This is a genomic window from Salmonella sp. SAL00653 (genome assembly GCF_046552515.1).
GTDB lineage: Bacteria > Pseudomonadota > Gammaproteobacteria > Enterobacterales > Enterobacteriaceae > Salmonella > Salmonella enterica.
The window spans coordinates 24,050-42,945 of sequence record NZ_JBGDTY010000013.1 but is presented as its reverse complement, the minus strand read 5'-3'; the positions used below and the strand labels follow the sequence as shown (position 1 = coordinate 42,945).

The 18,896-nt window shown below is 50.8% G+C and carries 18 protein-coding genes and 2 pseudogenes; 5 read left to right on the top strand and 15 right to left on the bottom strand.

All coding sequences use genetic code 11. From position 1 onward, the window contains the following. Nucleotides 1–189: 189 nt before the first annotated feature. The 7 genes and pseudogenes from dagF to dagR form a co-directional block, all read right to left on the bottom strand. Complete coding sequence (dagF, locus tag ACLJRU_RS15460; protein ID WP_001186155.1) at nucleotides 190–933, bottom strand: 2-dehydro-3-deoxy-phosphogluconate aldolase; 744 nt, start codon at nucleotides 931–933, stop codon at nucleotides 190–192. Further along, a pseudogene (locus ACLJRU_RS15455) lies at nucleotides 920–1,968 on the bottom strand (DgaE family pyridoxal phosphate-dependent ammonia lyase). The gene dagF and the pseudogene ACLJRU_RS15455 overlap by 14 nt, the downstream one beginning before the upstream one ends. A 3-nt stretch (nucleotides 1,969–1,971) precedes the next feature. Then, nucleotides 1,972–2,832, bottom strand: a complete 861-nt coding sequence (locus tag ACLJRU_RS15450; protein WP_001541140.1) for a PTS system mannose/fructose/sorbose family transporter subunit IID — start codon at nucleotides 2,830–2,832, stop codon at nucleotides 1,972–1,974. Further along, on the bottom strand, nucleotides 2,829–3,578 hold the full coding sequence (locus tag ACLJRU_RS15445; protein ID WP_000380259.1) for a PTS mannose/fructose/sorbose/N-acetylgalactosamine transporter subunit IIC: 750 nt from the start codon (nucleotides 3,576–3,578) through the stop codon (nucleotides 2,829–2,831). Before ACLJRU_RS15445 ends, ACLJRU_RS15450 begins: the two co-directional genes overlap by 4 nt. Nucleotides 3,579–3,723: 145 nt before the next feature. After that, entirely contained in the window at nucleotides 3,724–4,209 is a 486-nt protein-coding gene (locus tag ACLJRU_RS15440) for a PTS system mannose/fructose/N-acetylgalactosamine-transporter subunit IIB (RefSeq protein ID WP_001284295.1), read from the bottom strand. Nucleotides 4,210–4,219: 10 nt separating this feature from the next. Further along, on the bottom strand, nucleotides 4,220–4,645 hold the full coding sequence (locus ACLJRU_RS15435; protein WP_000214111.1) for a PTS sugar transporter subunit IIA: 426 nt from the start codon (nucleotides 4,643–4,645) through the stop codon (nucleotides 4,220–4,222). A 221-nt stretch (nucleotides 4,646–4,866) separates the two neighbouring features. Next, nucleotides 4,867–7,665, bottom strand: coding sequence for a transcriptional regulator DagR (gene dagR, locus ACLJRU_RS15430; protein ID WP_023235388.1), 2,799 nt, complete (start codon nucleotides 7,663–7,665; stop codon nucleotides 4,867–4,869). A 196-nt stretch (nucleotides 7,666–7,861) separates the two neighbouring features. Here dagR and ACLJRU_RS15425 point away from each other — a divergent pair, with 196 nt between their 5' ends. Together ACLJRU_RS15425 and ACLJRU_RS15420 are read left to right on the top strand one after the other, a co-directional pair. Beyond that, nucleotides 7,862–8,155 (top strand): YicS family protein, encoded by a 294-nt coding sequence (locus tag ACLJRU_RS15425; protein WP_000824212.1) that lies wholly within the window; start codon nucleotides 7,862–7,864, stop codon nucleotides 8,153–8,155. A gap of 105 nt (nucleotides 8,156–8,260) precedes the next feature. Beyond that, nucleotides 8,261–9,643, top strand: a complete 1,383-nt coding sequence (locus ACLJRU_RS15420) for a glycoside hydrolase family 1 protein (protein ID WP_001270473.1) — start codon at nucleotides 8,261–8,263, stop codon at nucleotides 9,641–9,643. 59 nt (nucleotides 9,644–9,702) lie between these two features. Here the strand turns inward: ACLJRU_RS15420 and nepI are convergent, their stop codons facing one another. Further along, nucleotides 9,703–10,896, bottom strand: a complete 1,194-nt coding sequence (gene nepI, locus ACLJRU_RS15415) for a purine ribonucleoside efflux pump NepI (RefSeq protein ID WP_001004798.1) — start codon at nucleotides 10,894–10,896, stop codon at nucleotides 9,703–9,705. Nucleotides 10,897–11,111: 215 nt separating this feature from the next. Between nepI and ACLJRU_RS15410 the strand changes: the two genes are divergently transcribed. The 3 genes from ACLJRU_RS15410 to ACLJRU_RS15400 all read left to right on the top strand — a co-directional run bounded on the left by ACLJRU_RS15410 (nucleotide 11,112) and on the right by ACLJRU_RS15400 (nucleotide 12,742). Continuing rightward, nucleotides 11,112–11,471 (top strand): type II toxin-antitoxin system RelE/ParE family toxin, encoded by a 360-nt coding sequence (locus ACLJRU_RS15410; RefSeq protein WP_001217955.1) that lies wholly within the window; start codon nucleotides 11,112–11,114, stop codon nucleotides 11,469–11,471. After that, the gene (locus ACLJRU_RS15405; RefSeq protein WP_001274841.1) at nucleotides 11,455–11,778 is read left to right on the top strand and encodes a helix-turn-helix domain-containing protein; all 324 of its coding nucleotides are present in this window, start codon (nucleotides 11,455–11,457) and stop codon (nucleotides 11,776–11,778) included. Before ACLJRU_RS15410 ends, ACLJRU_RS15405 begins: the two co-directional genes overlap by 17 nt. Before the next feature lie 184 nt (nucleotides 11,779–11,962). Then, entirely contained in the window at nucleotides 11,963–12,742 is a 780-nt protein-coding gene (locus ACLJRU_RS15400) for an LEM-3-like GIY-YIG domain-containing protein (protein ID WP_000353908.1), read from the top strand. A 350-nt stretch (nucleotides 12,743–13,092) separates the two neighbouring features. Here ACLJRU_RS15400 and ACLJRU_RS15395 read toward each other — a convergent pair whose 3' ends face one another. The 7 genes and pseudogenes from ACLJRU_RS15395 to ACLJRU_RS15365 form a co-directional block, all read right to left on the bottom strand. After that, entirely contained in the window at nucleotides 13,093–13,362 is a 270-nt protein-coding gene (locus tag ACLJRU_RS15395) for an HPr family phosphocarrier protein (protein WP_000621026.1), read from the bottom strand. A 9-nt stretch (nucleotides 13,363–13,371) separates the two neighbouring features. Beyond that, entirely contained in the window at nucleotides 13,372–14,232 is an 861-nt protein-coding gene (locus ACLJRU_RS15390; protein WP_001131798.1) for a class II aldolase, read from the bottom strand. A 62-nt stretch (nucleotides 14,233–14,294) separates the two neighbouring features. Then, nucleotides 14,295–15,787: pseudogene (locus ACLJRU_RS15385) on the bottom strand (FGGY-family carbohydrate kinase). Beyond that, nucleotides 15,780–17,138 carry a PTS galactitol transporter subunit IIC gene (locus tag ACLJRU_RS15380; protein WP_001541146.1) on the bottom strand — a complete coding sequence of 453 codons (1,359 nt, stop codon included), beginning with the start codon at nucleotides 17,136–17,138 and terminating at the stop codon, nucleotides 15,780–15,782. Before ACLJRU_RS15380 ends, ACLJRU_RS15385 begins: the two are co-directional and overlap by 8 nt. A 75-nt stretch (nucleotides 17,139–17,213) precedes the next feature. Further along, the gene (locus ACLJRU_RS15375; protein ID WP_000041396.1) at nucleotides 17,214–17,501 is read right to left on the bottom strand and encodes a PTS sugar transporter subunit IIB; all 288 of its coding nucleotides are present in this window, start codon (nucleotides 17,499–17,501) and stop codon (nucleotides 17,214–17,216) included. After that, the gene (locus ACLJRU_RS15370; RefSeq protein WP_001152237.1) at nucleotides 17,498–17,971 is read right to left on the bottom strand and encodes a PTS sugar transporter subunit IIA; all 474 of its coding nucleotides are present in this window, start codon (nucleotides 17,969–17,971) and stop codon (nucleotides 17,498–17,500) included. Before ACLJRU_RS15370 ends, ACLJRU_RS15375 begins: the two co-directional genes overlap by 4 nt. Before the next feature lie 17 nt (nucleotides 17,972–17,988). Beyond that, nucleotides 17,989–18,732, bottom strand: coding sequence for a GntR family transcriptional regulator (locus tag ACLJRU_RS15365; RefSeq protein ID WP_001541147.1), 744 nt, complete (start codon nucleotides 18,730–18,732; stop codon nucleotides 17,989–17,991). Nucleotides 18,733–18,896 lie beyond the last annotated feature (164 nt).

The window sequence follows — 18,896 nt, the reverse complement described above, 5'->3', positions numbered from 1 at the left end:
AAAATACAGACAGCATTCAGGAAAATTTAACCCTGCGAGGGGGCTCGAAAGAGAATCACTGACGTCTGCAATACGTACATTTTTGCCCAGCCTGCTACGCATTATCGCCCGATAGCGTAACGCTAACCGGGCCTACAAATACACGTCATCTGTAGGCCAGGTAAACGCAGCGCTCTTCGGCGATAAATCTCACACCAGCGCTTTGACTATCTCCATCAACCGAATGACGTCTTCGGGGCGCGTATTGCCGGTTTGCGGATCGATAATCGAGCTGTAAACATGCGGCATGACGCGCGGCACGCCTGCTTCCAGGCAGGTTTGCAGGATAATACCGAAATTATCCAGTGAGATACCGCCGGTCGGCTCGATGAGCGTCATGCCGTGGCGGGCGGCGGTTGTCGCCAGCGCATAGAGTTCCGGTAACGACTTTTCGCCGCCCATCGGGAAAAACTTCGCCGCATGTGCGCCCATATCCTGCATCATGCGTACCGCCGCTTCACAGGAAACGCGGGCTGGCGTTCCCTGGCTGCTGCTGACGCCGGTAGAAATCACCACCTCGCCAGGCGTTCCCGTCGGGCTGACCAGGGCGTTGATATGCGTTTGCTCGCCGCCCGTCGCCGCCAGTGCGCCCGCTGCGAAGCCGCTGCCGGTAAAGGTCTGGTTGACGTGGGCCGGGTGAGTATGGGCGGCAATCATCGCCGCTTTGTAGTACTGCGCCGGGTCGCCTGCGCCCAGTCCCACCGAGATAGACGGCACCTCCGCCATCCAGCGTTTCACCTCCGGCACGCCCTCTTCTACCGTAGCGAACTGCGCGGAACGTACGCCAATGACCGCATGGCCTTCGGCGGCTTCATAGATAGCCTTCGCGTTGGCGATATCCTTTGCCAGTACGTTAATCGCTACCCGCTGACGATAAAAATTAATCTGCTGCATGTTCTGCAATCTCCCTGAGTCGCGCCACAATCAATGCCATTTCCCCTTCAGCTACCGTGCGTGGATCGAGGCTAAAAACCCCCTGATGAAGCTGATATTTGCGGGCGTAAATCGCTATCTCGCCGCCGCGCAACTGCGCTTCGACGTCCTGCGCATTCAGCCCCAATTCAGATGCGTTCACCCGCACACGAATACGCCAGATTGCACGACCGGCTGTAACTGTGCTGCGGTCACGGTCGTCTGGCCCTGGTGGTAATTCTCCAGCGCATACACCAGCCCAACCATGTTTTCCTTGCCGATTTTCATCGCCCTGGCAATCCCCTGGTGCTGCGCTTTGCAGGCGGCAATCCACGTTTTCTTGCCAGTAATAAAGCCGGAGGTTGGCGCATTAAAGGCTTTCGCGCCGCTATAGATAACCATATCCGCGCCGCTCGCCACCCAGCCGCGCAAATCCTCTTCCGCCGCGGCATCGACAATCAACGGCAGGTGGTTGGCCTGCGCCACCTGTACAAAATCGTCAATGCTCAACATGCCTTTCTGTACGCAATGGTGTGATTTCACATACAGTAGCGCGGCGGTCTTTTCGTTAATGGCGCTTTCCAGTTGCCAGCGGGCCGCCAGATTGCTCGCCCCCACTTCCACTATGCGCCCGCCGCCAAGACGAATGGCGCTGGTGACTGGCGCGCCGTAGTCAACGTTATGCCCGCGCAGCATCACTACCTCATTGGCCATACCGCTACTGTCCGGCATCAGGGCGACGCGCGCCCGCTCGCCGTGGGTGATGGCGGCAGCGACGGCAATGGCAATACCCGCCGAGGCGCACGAGGTGATATAGCTATCTTCAGCACCCGTATAGCGCGATACCAGTTCGCCGGTTTTTTCCACCAGCGCGTCAATCTCGACGAAAGCGGAAGCCGCGCGCGCGGTGGCCTGCATGACCTCCGGCGCGACGCTTGAGACGCCCAGAATGGTCATTTTGCCGCAGGCGTTAATGACCTTTTTCAACCCCAGTTGTTGATAGATATTCGGCGTCATGATTTACAGCACTCCCAACAACGAACAGACTATGCTCAGTGCGACAATCGACAGCAAAATGGTGGTGTAGCGCGGCCCTTTTTTTACCAGATAGAAGTAGATGGCGAATACCGCCGCCAGTGGCAGTAAGCCCGGCGCGATAGAGTCGAGGATCTGCTGAACCACCACTTCAGATCCTTTCAAAGCGCTAATTTTTAACGGCGTGGTGATTTTGACGTAGCTGGCGGAAAGCGCGCCCATCATGATCAAACCCAGCACGTTGGCCCCGTAGATCAGTTCTTTGATTCGCCCCCCTTGCAGCAGGCCGATAATCGAATCACGCCCCAGCGTATATCCTTTGTGGACCATGCCGTAGCTGATCGCCAGGGTGATCGCCGGGTAGAGAATCAGCGGAATAATACCGCCCATCGCGCTGCCATTTGCCGCGAACGGAATAAAGATCGCTATCAACAGCGGCATCACCGCCGCCCAGATAATCGAGTCGCCCATCCCGGCAAGCGGCCCCATCAGGCCCGTTTTAATGCCGGTGATAGACGAGTCGTTAATCGGCTCGCCGCGCGTTTTTTGTTCTTCCATGGCAATAGAGATGCCCTGAATCACCGCGCCGAAGGTCTGCTCGGAGTTAAAGAAGTTAAGGTGGCGTTTTAGCGCTTCTACCTGCTCCTCTTTTTTTGGGTAAAGTTTTTTGATGATCGGCGTCATCGAGGCGCAGAAAATCAGGCTTTGTAAGCGCTCATAGGAGCTGGAAACCTCGGCGCCCAGCCAGTAGATAAACCAGGCTTTGGTGATGTCTGCTTTGGTCAGCGCCCCGCTTTCCCGCGCGCGCTCAACCAGTTCATGTTGCATTACGTCACTGCTCATCATGCTGCTCCTTCATTTTTCGCCAGGCCTTTAATCAGGAAGGCGACACAGGTGCCGAAGATGGCCATCGCCATGATGTCGACCTTGAGGTACAACACCGCGAAGAACCCGCCGATAAACCACGGCAACAGGCTCTTTTTACCGATCACCATAATGGTGATGGCAAAGCCCAGCGCCGGCAGAATGCCGCCCATGATTTCAAAGGAGTGGGTTAACCAGTGCGGCATCAGTTTAAGGAAACTTTCCACCACATCCTGGCCAAAGTAGTTAGCGGCAAAGACCACCGGGAAGCGCAGCACCAGCCCCAGCAATGCCGGGTAAAGAAAGGCGCAACGCATGATGCCCGCCATGTTTGCCGTTTCCGCGTGTTTATCCGCCATATGCACCCAGGCGGCGTTCAGCGTGCGCCTAAGCTGATCGAGAAACACGCCAATCACGCCAAACGGGATTGCCAGCGCGATCGCCAGGTTTGGGTCCATACCGGCCTTCACCGCGATAGGAATGGAGATACAGGCCGCCAGCGCCGGGTCCGACGGCACGTTGCCGCCCGGCGTTGAGGTCACGCCCAAATAAACGAGCTGCATCCCTGCGCCGATGATCATCGCGGTCTGCATGTTGCCAAGCAAAAGCCCGACAAATACCGCGATCACCACCGGTTGTAACAGCATCGCGGAGAAGGTGTAGCCGAGGCGTAAACGGGCAAACCAGTAATACAACCCCATCAGGCTTGCAAAGAGTAAGGTATCCATAGTGTTATCCTATACACTTCATCCTTCAGGCTGCCTCTTTGTTGGCTGCCTTCGCTCACCCCAGTCACTTACTTTAGTAAGCTCCAGGGGATTCACTCAGTTGCCGCCTTGATGCATCCAGAATGATTTTGTGTCTATTAAAGGGTTAGAATTTTTTCAGGATATCGTCGAGCGGCTGCGGCTTATCTTCCGGAATGGTCTGGAAAAATACCTGAACGCCACGGTTTTTCAGGTCGTTAAGAATGCCGACGTCTTTTTCATCCAGCGTAATATTCTGAAAAACCGCCTTGCGGTTTGGCCCGCCGCCGAGACCGCCAACCTGAATGCGGGTAACGTCAAAGCCCAGTTGTATGGCGTCCTGCACCGCCGCCAGTGAGGGAAAAAGCACCAGCACGTTACCGTCGCCAAGCTGATTTTCTTTCCATGCGGCGGCAAAACTCTGGTTGCCGAAGCAATCCACTTTGATATTTGGCGGCGCGGCCATCAGGTAGATATTTTTCATAAACGGATCGGCATCCAGTTCATCACTCACAACGGCTATCCGGTTCGCCTGAGATTGTCCGACCCACTTCGTGACAACCTGCCCATGAATGAGACGGCTGTCGATGCGGCATAAAACGATATTAGCCATGATGTTTTCCTTAGAGTGATTGTTGTAGCTGACGTACATGGGCGACCACATCCAGGCAGCTACTGCGCCCGGCCTCAACTAACTCATCCACGCAGGCGGTTAGCATCCCTTGTTCGCGCCTGTCCAGCGCCTCCAGCAGTAGCGACGCATTCAATCCGGCAATCACCGCCACCGGATAATCGGCGCTTAGCCGCGCCGCGACGTTGGACGTCGTGCCGCCGACAAAATCCGTCAGGATCAGCGAGCCTTCCGGCAGCGTTTTCACCACGGCCTCGACGCGTTGATAAAACTCGCCCAGCGTATCGACAGGCATTAGCGCGATTTCCGTCACGCCTTTAATTTCGCCCGTGACCATACGCAGGCTGTTGCAAAGCGATTGTCCCCAGCCGCCATGCGTCAGCAGCAGGATGTGGGGCAACGGTTGTGTGGTAGTCAAAATAATGGCCTCCTGGCGCAATTACATGAGAACACCGGCATATATTGCCCGGTGGCACTGCGCTTACCGGGCCTACAGGACACTCCCGGTAGGCCGGATAAGGCGTTTACGCCGCTATCCGGCATAACGCATCATCAGAAGAGCAAAGGTTGTGCCAGAATTTGTGTCACGCGAGGAAGAAGAAAGGTTTGGCGAGGCGCGAAGCCCCGCCAGTAAAAGGATTAGCTATAGAGCAGTTCGTAGATATAAAAATATTCCGCATCTGATAAACGGATGGCGTAGGCATCTTCGATCGGCAGAAAAGCGGATTTGATGACACTAAACGCGCGCGCGTCCAGATTCGGCTGACTTTCCAACGCCATCTGTAACGGTTTTCGGTTAATCACGATACGCTCTACCATACAGCAGCAGTGGATCAGGAAGCGCAGTGTCACCTGGCGGCTTGGTTTCAGGGAAAGCGAAGACGTCAGATGGTTAAAAACGCCCTCCATCTCTTTCAGAATACGCTGCGGGTTAAGCACGGAAATATGATTGATGATGCTCTCCATCGTTAGCGCGCTGATAAAGCGCATGGCGCTGCGCTCCATCTCCAGACGGCGTTCAGCGTTGGACAGAGCGGGCGTTAACAGGCTCAACACCAGTTCCGGCCCTTGTTCGGAGAAAAGCTCTTCCAGCGAAATAAACGGAATATCCGGCAGCCCCGGCTGGAAAGTACCGACAATCCCCGCCAGCCGCTCGCTGGCATTCAATGCCTGCTGAACGCGCTCCAGACTACGTACCTCGTTATAATCAAGGATCACCATCCTGGTGTCCTGCGACATCAGTTCGCCAAAGCTCTCCTCCAGCACCTTTTTGATTTTTTCCGCCGTTCCCATGCCAGTAATACAGGAGATGACCAGCACTTTGCCGCCGTTCTCCTGCTGCGGCGTACAAAGCTGGCAGGGGATATTTTTACTCTGCAGGAGCGCCGTCAACTGTGGTAAGTCGCTGGTTTCATAGCTTAAATCCAGCCCGACTTCCAGCAGACTGGTCAGCGTGATGTTCGGCATGAGCAAAACATCTATCTGGAATAATTTACTGATCGTACTGCCGAAATGGATTAATGAACCGATGTCCACCAACAGGATAAGCCGCCGATATTGTCGGGTTTGAATCATTTGGGTCAGCGTTTCCAGCGTGTCATGCACCGACTGTTCAAACGGCATGTCGATGGCGCTGAACAGCTCGCGCTCCAGCACGCGGTTGACATATTGCGCCTGGCTGGTGGCGGTGGTCGCGCCGTGGGCGATCAAAATGACCCCACAGCCGGGGCTGGCATCGATACGCTGACGATAATGGCGGCACTCTTTCAGGAACAGGCATAGCCAGACCACTTCCGTCGCCGGACACTGAATATGCAGCAGTTCGTTGATTTTCCGACACAGCAGCGTGGCGTTGTCATATTCGTCTTTGCAGCGATCCAGGATCAAACTGGAAGAGTAAAGCTGCGGGATCAGGCCGCGCTGCACGTAGCCTATCAGCGCCAGGAAGTGTTTACGCAGTGGGTTAACCAGATTTTCCGGCAGCGAAAAACCCAACACCTGCTCTACGCAGCCAATCAGCAGCGTCACGCGCTCTTCAATCTGGTCGCCATAGCGCGGCGGATGCGCCACGCTGTCGCGGCTGTAGAGACCGTATTCAAAAATCGAGCTGAGTTTATTTTTCAGGATCGCCAGCGTCTCCGCCGGGGGGACGTTACTGTTGCGCAAATTAACATATTCGCGCGTCAGGAAACTGTAAAAGAGGTCGCTCTCTTCAATTTCCGCCCCGGTCGCCAGCGACGTCTTCAATGCGGGCAGCGTGCGCGCGTCTATATTTAGCCGCGCTTTACCGTCAAACAGAGTATCCACCAATAGACGCTGTTCCGGCGTCGGGTTAACCGACATCTCCGCCAGCCGCTTATCCAGCTGTAGCGTGTCGTTATGCTCGGTCATTCCCGATGCCCACGCCTGAGCGCAGAGAAACTGAATATCGCTTTTTAGCTGACCGATATTGCCTTCCAGGGGTTTATTCAGCAACCAGAGCAACAACGGTTTATCAATGCTGACCGTGCGTTCTATTTTGCGGCTTTCCCGCTGTAAGAACCCCACGATCAGTTCGATCTGTTCTTCAACGGAGCGCTGGCGAATACCCGGCAAATCAATGCATACCTGAATACGCCGCTGGAAAGTACGTAACAGCGCCGACCCGACCGGTTCGGTAGTGGCGCAAATCAGGCGTACCGAAATTGATCGCGGCTGGCTGCTCACGCCGAGCGGACGGTACTCGCCTTTATCCAGAATAGAGAACAGCTTTTCCTGCCCTTCATAAGACAGACGGTGCACCTCGTCCAACAGCAGATAACCACCGTCCGCCTGCTCCACGAGGCCTGTTTTATGTTCATTCGCGCCGGTAAACGCCCCCTGCCGATGACCAAACAGATGCGAGGAGAGCAGTTCCGGGTTATGGGCGTATTCCGCGCAGTTAAAGTAGACCAGCGGCGGGATAGCGCCGCTCGCCTGTTCACAGGCGAAACGGTGCATCAGTTCCACAAAAAAGGTTTTACCGACGCCGGACGGCCCGGTAAGCAGAACGTGTAAACCGTGCGGATAGAGCACCGCCGCACGGCCTTTTTCTACCGCATCGCGCAGGCTGCGATCGTAACCAATCAGGCTGGTAAACGGATCGTCGGGCGCGTAATGCTCTTCATGCGGCAGCACATCCGCCACCGACCGCACTTCGCGTCCAGGCTCTTCCAGCTGTCGTCCCAGCAACGTTTCCAGCGCCTGGCGATGCAGAAAATAGACCGGGCGGCCACGGCTTTTGATTGCCAGGCCGTCATTCCATAACTGATTGAGATCTTTGCTGACGGAGTTACGCGCCAGCCCAAGATTGAAACCTATCGCCTCCGCCGTAAACGCCGTCTCCTGCGCCAAATCGGCAAGGCATAGCCCGCGCGTCAGCCGTTCCAGCTCTCCCAGTACGATCTCAATACGTCTCATTACACTACCGCTTACGAAATAAAAGAGTAGTCAGAACATACACTATTCTGCCACGCAAGAAAGTGAAGGCGCAGCGAGAAACCGCCTTCCCACTTTTGCCTGACTTCAACGCCAACGGATAGCACGCCCCGATGAGTGAACGTCGCACGGTCTACACTTACTCTTGAAAAAGTGCAAACCGATAAGGATACCGTTTATGAAACGAAAAACGCTTCTGCTTATTGCCGCGCTTGTCGCGCTACCGGGCGTCACGTATGCCGACTCTCCGTTTAGCTCACTCCAGTCGGCGCATGAAAAAAATACGATTTTAAAGGATTTGCGCAAAATGTGTACGCCCAAAGGCGCGCTAACCGATGAAGCCTGGGAGAAAAAAATCATGGCAAGCGAGGGGAACCAGCAGCATATTCGGGAGGCGATGATCGCGATAGAGCGCAACAATCAGCATAACTACTGGCAGGCTCTCGGCAAGGTGGAATGCCCGGAGATGTAGCACAGCTTTTCCGCTTTTTGGTCGCGAAAATGCGGACTGTAACCGGTTTCTGTTCGCTAAAACCGCGTATTCTGGAGCGAATTTACGCGATCAAGGAGTACGACAATGCGATACCGTTTTCCCGATAACTTCTGGTGGGGCAGCGCCTGCTCAGCGTTGCAAACCGAAGGGGATAGTCTGAATGGCGGTAAAAGCCAGACCACGTGGGATGTGTGGTTCGAGCGCCAGCCTGATCGTTTTCACCAAGGCGTCGGTCCAGCGGAAACCTCAACGTTCTATCGCCACTGGAAGCAAGACATCGCGCTACTGAAACAGTTAAAACATAACAGTTTTCGCACCTCGCTAAGCTGGGCGCGGCTCATTCCAGACGGCGTAGGCGAGGTGAATCCACAAGCGGTGAGCTTCTACAATCACGTCATCGACGAGCTACTGGCGCAGGGCATCACGCCGTTTATTACGCTGTTCCATTTTGATATGCCGATGGTCATGCAGGAGAAAGGCGGCTGGGAAAATCGCGACGTCGTAGAGGCGTTTGGTCGGTACGCGCAAACGTGTTTTACCTTGTTTGGCGACCGCGTGAAGCACTGGTTTACCTTTAACGAGCCGATTGTGCCGGTGGAAGGCGGCTATTTGTACGACTTCCACTATCCCAATGTGGTGGATTTTAAACGTGCAGCCACCGTGGCGTACCATACCGTGCTGGCGCACTCGACCGCCGTGCGCGCCTGGCGCGCCGGACGCTACGACGGTGAAATCGGCGTGGTGCTGAATCTGACGCCGTCCTACCCACGCTCGCAGCATCCCGCCGATGTGCAAGCCGCGCATCATGCGGATCTGTTATTCAACCGCAGTTTTCTTGACCCGGTATTAAAGGGAGAATACCCGACGGACTTGGTGGCGCTGCTGAAAACCTATGACCAGTTGCCTGCCTGTCAGCCAGGCGACCGTCAGCTTATTGCCGACGGCAAAATCGATTTACTGGGGATTAACTATTATCAGCCGCGCCGCGTGAAATGCCGTGATACGGCGGTGAATCCGCAAGCGCCGTTTATGCCGGAATGGTTATTTGACTATTACGACATGCCGGGGCGCAAGATGAACCCTTACCGCGGCTGGGAAATTTACGCGCCAGGAATTTACGACATCATCACCAACCTGCGGGATAATTACGGCAATCCGCGCTGTTTTATCTCCGAAAACGGGATGGGCGTTGAGAACGAGCAGCGTTTTGTGCAAGCGGGACAGATTCACGATGATTACCGGATTGACTTTATCTCTGAGCATCTTAAATGGCTGCATAAAGGCATTAGCGAGGGCTGTCACTGTCTTGGCTACCACATGTGGACCTTTATCGATAACTGGTCATGGCTGAACGGCTATAAAAATCGCTATGGTTTTGTACAACTGGATTTAGCCACCCAAACGCGCACGGTGAAAAAAAGCGGAGAATGGTTTGCCGCCACCGCAGAGCATAACGGTTTTGATTAAGCGTTTATTATTGCCGGATAACGACTAACGTCGTATCCGGCCTACAAATGGCAGCAATATCAACTCATTGGCGTAATACGGACTTTCGCCGCCACGACTAACGCCGTCAACAGCATCAGACCACCGGAAAGCGCCAGCGGCGAAAGCAGCCCGAAATTGTCGAGCGCATAACCGCCCACCGCCGCGCCACAGGTATTTGCCAGTTGAATCACCGCGACCTGGATGGAACCGGCTTTTTCCGCCTGATCGGCAAGGGAACGAGTGATCCACGTTGACCATCCCACCGGCACCAGCGCAAACGCCAGTCCCCAGATAATCGCTATTGCCGCCGCCACGGTTTTGTCGCTTCCCCACACAATGAGCGTCAGCGCGCTCAGCGCCAGTAGCAGCGGCGCACCGGCCAGCGCCAGTTTTACCGAACGTTTCAGGACGTAAGAGGAGAAAGAAGTGCCAACGAAGCTGGCAATACCAAAACTGAGCAACACCAGCGTCAGACCATCAACGTCAAAGCCCGCCAGATTCATATAGACCGGGCGAATATAGGTAAAGAAAGCGAACTGCCCGGCAAAAGACATAAAGATGGCGATCATCCCGGCCATCACGCCAGGGCGTTGCAACAGGCTAAACATATTCTGTTTTTGGTGAGAAGGTTCGCCCGGCAGCGACGGCAGTGATTTCACCACCCAGATGACGCACAGTACGCCCATCACCGCAGCGGCGTTAAAGACATTACGCCAGCCAATAATTCCGCCCAAAAAACTGCCCAGCGGTGCGGCGATCACTAACGCGATGGAAACCGCGCCAAAAATCACCGACAGCGCTTTCGGCACGGTACGCGCGGGAACCAGTCGCATGGTCAGCGACGCCGACATCGCCCAGAATCCGCCCAGCGCCAACCCAAGACAGGCGCGGCCCAGCAACAGCAGCGTAAAGCTGTTGGCAAAGGAGACCATCAGACAAGAAGCCGTCAGCAAAACGGCGAACAGAATAACGATATAACGCCTGTCGGTCGCCTGAATAATCTGGGTAATGAACAGACTGGAAAACATCGCGACAAACGCCGTAACGGTGACCGACTGACCGGCGACGCCCTCGGAGATCCCCAGATCCTGCGCCATCGGCGTCAACAGACTAACGGGCAAAAACTCAACGGTAATCAGGCAGGCGACACAAAACGCCACGGCAAAAACGGCTGACCAGTTAGGCCTGGCAACCCCATCAGCGCGGAATTTTTCTGCGATATTTTCATTCATTGTGGTTACCTGCGTCGTTTTAGTGCGGAAAATTCATGCAGTGTAACATTACAAAATGTGATCTGATTAACGTTTTAGCAACTGACATTGTTGCGCTGCATTTTGCGAGGCTGGTCGAGCGTTGAGAATTATCTTCTCTCGCTGCGTGCAAAACCAAAAGGTAAGACATAGTGTATCACCTGGTGCTATACTTTAGATTACAGGATGTCAACCTGATGCGAATCTTCAAAACCAGGTGGTTTAACAGAGAAGCGAAGTCCCACACGATAAAAGATGACGAGTTAAGCGAGGCCATCAACACCGTACTGCAAGGAAAAGCAGATAATCTTGGCGGCGGAGTTTATAAAAAACGCCTCAATCAAAACCGCGATCGCGCAATCGTGTTGGCAAAGGGAGGCGAACATTGGTTTTACACCTTCCTGTATGCCAAACAGGATATGGCCAACATTAGCTATCGCGAACTTGCGGGTTTCCGTGAGTTAGCAAAACACTATGCTTGCCTGACCGAAGATCAGATAACGGCACTCATTAATAACAAAGAACTGGTAGAGGTGCGCCATGTCAGCAAAAACTAAATTCAAAAGCCCTGCCTTTGAAGCGATTCATAGCGCGGCATCTGGATTATTTAGCGTGGATGCCATTCCCCAGGAGACAATGCGCAGTTTTGACACGGCCTGCTTAAGCAGCATCAAAGACCTGCAGCCACTTGAAATAAAAGCGTTACGAGAAGAACTCAACGTTAGCCAGCCGGTTTTCGCTCGGTACCTGAATACCAGCGTATCAACGGTTCAAAAGTGGGAAAGCGGCGCCAAGCGTCCCAGCGGGATGTCACTGAAACTACTTAATGTTGTCCAAAAACACGGGCTAAAGGTGCTGGTATGAGGGTTTTACCGATGGTCTGTTAAGGCTAAGTCGGATGTCTGAGGGTGGGCAAAGTTAAAATGTCCGCTAAGCGCCAACAGCAGACGCTGCTCACTTTATCAATCATCGGGAAAGATTAATGAGTACTATAAGTTGTTAATCGACAGTATCATGGTTTTATGAATCAATTGATGGGCGTTATGACATGGATATTAATGAGTTTCCACCGGGAGTAATTGAACACCTTGGCTGGTATGTGTATCGATTAATTGATCCAAGGGACGGAAGTACCTTCTACGTGGGGAAGGGAAAAGGCAATCGTGTATTTGCTCATATGCGCGGTGAGGTCGCAGCAGTGGATGATGATGAGTTACTTAGTAACAAGCTCAAGCAACTTCGAGAGATAAGATTAGCTGGTCTTGAGGTCATTCATGTTATTCACCGACACGGTATAGCTGATGAAAAGACCGCTTACGAGGTTGAAGCCGCCCTTATAGACGCCTACCCCGGTTTAACTAATATCATGAACGGTGCTGGCAGTAATGAATATGGTGCTGCACACATCAAAGAGTTAATCGCCACATACCAACCTGAAACAATTGTATTCCAACATAAAGCCCTGATGATCTCTGTTAACAGAAGTTCAAAAGATGTGGACCTTTATGATGCCGTACGTTTTAGCTGGCGGGTCAGCGTTGAGCGTGCCCGTAAGGCTGAAGTTATATTGGCTACAGTGAAGGGAATCGTAAGGGGTGTATATGTCGCTGATGAGTGGCTCAAATCTACCCGTGAGAATTTCCCAGAGATATCCTCATGGGATGAAGACGAGGAGTTTGAAGCTACTCAAAATTCCCGCTTTGGATTTCGAGGAAAAGTAGCGCCACCTGCGATAGCACAGCTTTATCTCGGTAAAAAGATTCCAGAGGATCTTAGAAAGAAAGGTGCGATGTCTCCTGTGAGATATTCTCCTGGTTTCGATTTCTAAAGAGTCTGTCAGTAATTCTGTATAACTTTAAAGGTGATCGCTCAGGTGGTCACCTAACTTGAGAATAAAACGACTCACCGCCAGTTTTGGATCGGCATACTCCATTTTTTCGAACGTAGCGACAATTTCGCGCGGGGTCATCCCTTTAGTCAGTTCCGCCGCAAGAGCTTTGAGTTTCTTTTCATCTATAATTTGCCTGTCCCGTTGTTGAAATGAGCACTTCAACAACGGGTAATTAAACAAATTTAATAACAGTCTCAGACGGGATTGTTTTCCGGGTGGAGACGATTCATACGATAATGGGTGCAGGAAGCCTCTACAACTTCCTGCGCCGTTTGACGGGAATTGCACTATACTGACTCACCAAAGCCATCAGCAAATGCAGATTTTAATTCATCCATAAAAGCCAGTTCATCCTGTCCATCACAAATTAAATCAATCATTGTGTTTCCCTTTACGCCAGCCCCCAAAATACTCATCATTCCTTTAATGGGAATTTCTTTGTCATTATTAACTAGCGTTAATGAAGACTGGTATTTTTTGACAATTTTCGCAAGCGTAGCGGCTGGCCGCGCATGAAGCCCCGTACTGTTCATAACGCGTACTTTTTGTCTAATCATATATTTTCCTTAAGAGACTTTGCGGAATGCTGAGTGATTTTTATTCATCATCTTAATTTTAGAATAAACATCATCCTCAACTGCCTGTTTTGCGTTCGCCATGACACGCGCCAGATTAGCCTCGTTGTTATTATTTACCCAAGCCTTACCAACAGTAGTAATAAAGGCTTTGCGCAAATCACTCGCAATATTCACTTTGGCTACTTTGTAATTAACAAAGCTGCGAAGAATATCCGCGTCAATACCAGAACCTCCATGAATAACCAAAGGTACCGGACTGACAGACGCGATGCGTTGTAATAGCGGGATATCAATGCGTGGGATATCTTCAAGACCATGTACATTACCAATTGACACTGCCAGCATGTCGCACCCTGTCTCCTCAACAAAGCGCTGAACCTTCTCAGGTTCAGTTTTGCAGTCAGCCTCGCTGACATGATCATCTTCCTTACCCAGAATAGCGCCTAATTCCGCTTCGACGGGAACACCAAATGATTTACAGAAATCGACAGCTTCTCGGGTAAATGCAATATTTTCTTCGAACGGTAGCGCCGCGCCATCAATCATTACTGAGGTAAATCCGGCCCGGACAGCCTGCTTAACATCTTCCAGAGTTTTCCCATGATCCAGATGCAGGCTGACAGGAATATCCATTTTATCGGCATGTCGCTTAACTATTTCATAAATGTAATCGTAACCTGAAAGCTGTGCATTAGTAGGAGCAATTTGAATAAAATTGGGCAATCCGGAACGTTCTATTGCATTAAGAATGGAAATTGTTGTCTCCAGGTTCGTTGTATTAAATGCCCCCGCAAGGACATGTTTTTCCTGAATACAATTGAGCAGGATCCTACCATTGACTAAAGGCATATTAACTCCAGATATTTATGTGAGCAGTGTAAGTAAATTATCGAACTATTGAGTTATCACAGTTATTCACCAATAAGCGCCCCTTCTTGCCGCAGTTTAAATTGGTAAAATGACAGCCATTGCTGCTGATATATTTTCAACTTTGCAGAACGAACCGCGTCAGGAAAATATCGCTCAGCCACAGGAACAGTCGGGGGGACAACATTCGGACAGGCTATCAACAATGCTCCAAGGGAGACGGTTTCATCAAAAGCAATGGCCTCAATTGGACACTGGAGGATGTCAGCCTTCAACTGAAGCCAGTATGGGTTTTTCACCGCAGGGCCAATGACTTTTACTGTCCTGCCCGCCGGGATATTAAAACCCCCGTGACAGTGTGCAAACTCCATCGCCAGGCCAATAAAGACACTCTCAAGCAGAGACTCCGGAGGAAGTGAATCCGTCAGACCAAAAAGCAGGCCACGAGTGTGCCGATTTTTATTTGGCGAACCCGAGCCCCGCAAATGAGGAATAAATACCGGCACATGCTCGACAGACCAGGAAGGTTTGAGGTATTGCTCCATGACTTTTTCCAGGCCTGTGCTTATTTCCTTATCAGTTAAACGAAAGGTTTTTTTCACCCATTCAAGCGCATAACCGCCGACAGGCAGACAGGCAGAGAAGCGAAAAGCGTGAAAAATTCACCATCGGAGTAACAACCATTTGCCAGCTTATTCCTGCGAGCCTGCACATCAAGCGTTGGCTGTGTATTCAGCAGTAAAATACCCTCTGTCGTGCCGGTAGAATTCAGCACATCGCCCGGTTGCATCTGTAATGCGCGGGCACCGACCATATGATCGTGTCCGGCCAGGGTGACTTTTACCTCATGTGGTAATCCCAACTCCTGCCTGAGTGTTGCCGTCACCCATCCGGCCACTTCACCTGGCTTTATCAACGGAGCCAGTACACCGAACGGTATGCCGAGAATCCCAGCAGCATTACGAGACCAGGTACGGCGAGCAATGTCCAGACACAACGTTCTACTGGCCAGGGATATTTCCGTCTTTTTCGCACCTGTCATTCGCCACAACAACACTTCTGGTGCATGTAACCAGCAGATATCTTTTCTTTCATGCAAGGAGTAGTTATCAAGCAACCATCTCATTTTAAATGCTGAGTAATTACTGTGAGGTGGCAATCCCGTTATAGAATACAGTTCTTCAGCCTCTGCCTTGCTTAATGACGAGAGATAAGATTCACCACGTCGATCATACCAGGCCAGCATCGGGGTAAGAATGACGCCCTCCTTATCCACAAAGACGCCAGACTCACCGAAACTCGCAATACTGATATTTTTTACCGGAAACGGTACTGAAGCCACCAGTTCAGCCATTACCAGTCGCAGTGCCTGCCACAGCGCTTCGATATCGAAATCTACCTCGCCTTTGTCCGACGATATTGTTGGCGTCGGAAACTTGCGGACTTCCAGAACTGACACGTCATGACAGGAATAACAGCTGACTTTGCAGTTAGTTGTGCCAATGTCAATGACAAGCGCTGCGTGGTAATCAGGCATAAACCGTTCCTTTTGTCAGGCGAAAAACACCATAAATAACCAGCGCAAGCACAGGAATCAGCCCGATAGCAATAATATTTCCGTTGAATATTTCAAGCAGCCAGAAACGGAAGGGGTTACCGCCATCAAGGAAGCTTGATACCTGACCACTTGACCCCTCAGCCATTTTGAAATTGACATCCTTAGCCATACCGGTAATAAATGGCGCAATTTTGGTCGCAATCCACAAGTCGGCGACAATAACAGGAATTGCGGTTATCACAGCCCGGAAAATATTGCCACGACATGCCAGTACAATCATGGAAGCCATGACTGCCAGGTTCGCAAGGTCTCCGAGTGGCAGGACTTTATTGCCAGGAAGAAGGAATGCAATAAAGACAGAGATGGGTGTCAGAATCAGTGCTGTAGATATAATGGCTGGGTTACCTACTGCTACCGCGATATCCAGTCCGATAAAGAGATCATCACGGCCAGGATATTTGGCATTCAAATATTTCTTAATGGCTTCAGACAGAGGTAATAAACCTTCCATCAAAATTCGTACCATACGCGGAAGAATGAACATGACACCGCCAATGCTGATCCCCAGCAACAGGATATATTTAAAGTCATACCCGGAAATGATGCCCAACAAGACCCCCAGAATAGTACCCACCATCATAGGCTCGCCGAAGATTCCCATTTTTTTCTGAACGTTTTCCGGATCAATATGAATACGGTTAACACCCGGGATCTTGTCGATAATTTTGTCGAACAGCAATCCAATTGGAAAGAAGACGACAGATGACAGGGTCGGAAGTGAAATACCTTCCAGACCGAAGTACTTTGCCACTAATGGCGCTGACCAGTCCGCCAGTTTGAGAACCACGATCGCGGCAATAGCGGCTGCGGACAGACCCAAAACAAAACTCCCTGTGCTGTAGTAAACCAGCGTTCCAGCCAGGGCAAAGTGCCAGTAGTTCCACATGTCGACATCAACAGTACGTGTCTTATTCAGGGCCAGCATGGCGACATTAATCAGCATCGTCAGCGGAATGACAAAGGGTGCGATTGGTGAGCCCCAGGTAATTGCGGCCAATGGTGGCCAGCCTAAATCGACAACAGGAAGGCTAATACCAGTTCGCTCAACCATTGCCTGTGCAGCCGGGCCTACGTTGCTGGTAAGTATGTCAAAGATGGCATAAATTCCGACAAACCCTATTCCGACAATTAACGATGAGCGAAGTGCTTTAGCGGGTTTTACTTTGAAGAACAATGCCAGGAAAAAAAGGACCAGCGGCAATAAAACCGTTGGGCCAAACCCCAGGACATATTGCACAACGGTATAGAGAGTATGTGCTATATCATTCATATCCGACCTCTTATTCAGATGTGACCAGACCTCGCGTTAGCGCCTGGATAATTTATCTGTTTTTTATTTATGAAATCAGGCTTGGCCTTTAAGGATTGAAACTATTTTTTCAAGAACTTTATCTTCACCTACTCCGGTAATGATTGGCAGGCCACTAACAACCGGAATATCCAGTTCATAAGGAACTTTCGTTGTTGATACAACCAAAGCTGCACCATCGGTATTGTTTGGCAATGAGGCTACATTAGTTTGTGAATAATTAACATCAAGCCCATTATCTTTACAATATTCCATTACTTTTTCTGCCACAGCCGTGGAAGTAGCAACACCCGTTGCGCAAACAAATAGTATCATTTTACTCATACTTCACCTCTTTCAGATATGCGTGTGTAAATTGACTGATAAATTTCATCATCATTCATGACCAGTAACTGCTGCATAAAATCCTCATCCTGGATCACATCCATAATCCAACCCAGTACGTTGAGCTGCTTATTGCTTTCACCTAAAGCAAGCATAAACACCACCCTGACAGGTACGGGATCTGGTTCCCCGCCCATATCTTCGAAATTGACGGGCTCTGCCAGTATTCCAACGCTAATGGCGTTTTGGCGAACATACCTGTGATCAGTATGTGGAATAGCGACACCTACAGGCTCAACCGGTAGACCCGTTGGAAAATTCTGTTCTCGCGTAATGACGTGATCGGCAAAATCAGATACAACCATACCATCGTTAATTAACGGACTGGCAAGAGCCTTGATTATGTCATTCTGACTCACCTCTTTAGGGAGGTGGCGAACATAATGACGGCGAAAATGAATATCCTGCATAGATTCCTCTTTGCTAGTTAGGCATCCAGGCGCTGTAAAATAGTGCCAAGATAATATTTATTACCTTTTAACCAGACGTTACCAAAATCAATGGCCAATCCTCTAGAGAAAAATACCAACTGTTCCAAATGCAAAACAGGTGCGTCTTCACCAATATCAAGATAATGGCCTCGCTCATTACCAATTAATTTAGCTGCGTAACGGCTTTCAGAAAAACTTATTTTCTTATCAGATAATCTTTCTATTGCTGAAAATAAATTCTCCCTGGTAAAATCTACATCAATAATACCGGGGCAGAGATCAATGTTGATACGATTTTCAATCAACATGACTTTTTCATCGCCAATACAACGAAGGCGTTTAAGAAATAAAACATCTTGTCCCGGTTTGATACTCAGTTTCTCTGCTACAAAGCGGTTAGCGGGCTCCAGTCGGGAGGTTATAACACTGGTTGTGAAGTTTATCTTCTGGCTGGCTAAGGCTTCAGCAAAGGAGAGCAAACCTTCACCCAGTGGGTAAGCAACATTTTCCTTCTTTACGAAAGTTCCTTTACCCTGCACTTGCACAAGAACACCTTCCCGGACAAGTTGGTCAACCGCTTTTTTAACGGTACCGCGACTCACCTCCAGCATATCCATGATTTGAAACTCTGAAGGTATCCGGTCATCCTCAACCAATTCTCCGCTATAAATACTTTCCCTTATCCACTCCACAATCTGTTGATACAGTGGGATGTGTGAACTTTTACTCAATGTTTTCATGGTGCGCGCCTAAACATTTAGAGTTGTCTATAGACAATCATGTACAACTTCGAGTTTATGATAAGAAATTTTGAGACAGGAGGTATGGCAAGGAGTCACAGTTTTAGTGTTCAAAACAAGATCACATTTCCGTGATATATGTCACGGAAATGATGAGCTACAAG

Excerpts from the sequence above, each read along its gene's own strand:
- dagF (WP_001186155.1), bottom strand. The coding sequence starts at position 933 with ATGCAGCAGATTAATTTTTATCGTCAGCGGGTAGCGATTAACGTACTG.
- ACLJRU_RS15450 (WP_001541140.1), bottom strand. The coding sequence starts at position 2,832 with ATGATGAGCAGTGACGTAATGCAACATGAACTGGTTGAGCGCGCGCGG.
- ACLJRU_RS15445 (WP_000380259.1), bottom strand. The coding sequence starts at position 3,578 with ATGGATACCTTACTCTTTGCAAGCCTGATGGGGTTGTATTACTGGTTT.
- ACLJRU_RS15440 (WP_001284295.1), bottom strand. The coding sequence starts at position 4,209 with ATGGCTAATATCGTTTTATGCCGCATCGACAGCCGTCTCATTCATGGG.
- dagR (WP_023235388.1), bottom strand. The coding sequence starts at position 7,665 with ATGAGACGTATTGAGATCGTACTGGGAGAGCTGGAACGGCTGACGCGC.
- ACLJRU_RS15425 (WP_000824212.1), top strand. The coding sequence starts at position 7,862 with ATGAAACGAAAAACGCTTCTGCTTATTGCCGCGCTTGTCGCGCTACCG.
- ACLJRU_RS15420 (WP_001270473.1), top strand. The coding sequence starts at position 8,261 with ATGCGATACCGTTTTCCCGATAACTTCTGGTGGGGCAGCGCCTGCTCA.
- nepI (WP_001004798.1), bottom strand. The coding sequence starts at position 10,896 with ATGAATGAAAATATCGCAGAAAAATTCCGCGCTGATGGGGTTGCCAGG.
- ACLJRU_RS15410 (WP_001217955.1), top strand. The coding sequence starts at position 11,112 with ATGCGAATCTTCAAAACCAGGTGGTTTAACAGAGAAGCGAAGTCCCAC.
- ACLJRU_RS15405 (WP_001274841.1), top strand. The coding sequence starts at position 11,455 with ATGTCAGCAAAAACTAAATTCAAAAGCCCTGCCTTTGAAGCGATTCAT.
- ACLJRU_RS15400 (WP_000353908.1), top strand. The coding sequence starts at position 11,963 with ATGGATATTAATGAGTTTCCACCGGGAGTAATTGAACACCTTGGCTGG.
- ACLJRU_RS15395 (WP_000621026.1), bottom strand. The coding sequence starts at position 13,362 with ATGATTAGACAAAAAGTACGCGTTATGAACAGTACGGGGCTTCATGCG.
- ACLJRU_RS15390 (WP_001131798.1), bottom strand. The coding sequence starts at position 14,232 with ATGCCTTTAGTCAATGGTAGGATCCTGCTCAATTGTATTCAGGAAAAA.
- ACLJRU_RS15380 (WP_001541146.1), bottom strand. The coding sequence starts at position 17,138 with ATGAATGATATAGCACATACTCTCTATACCGTTGTGCAATATGTCCTG.
- ACLJRU_RS15375 (WP_000041396.1), bottom strand. The coding sequence starts at position 17,501 with ATGAGTAAAATGATACTATTTGTTTGCGCAACGGGTGTTGCTACTTCC.
- ACLJRU_RS15370 (WP_001152237.1), bottom strand. The coding sequence starts at position 17,971 with ATGCAGGATATTCATTTTCGCCGTCATTATGTTCGCCACCTCCCTAAA.
- ACLJRU_RS15365 (WP_001541147.1), bottom strand. The coding sequence starts at position 18,732 with ATGAAAACATTGAGTAAAAGTTCACACATCCCACTGTATCAACAGATT.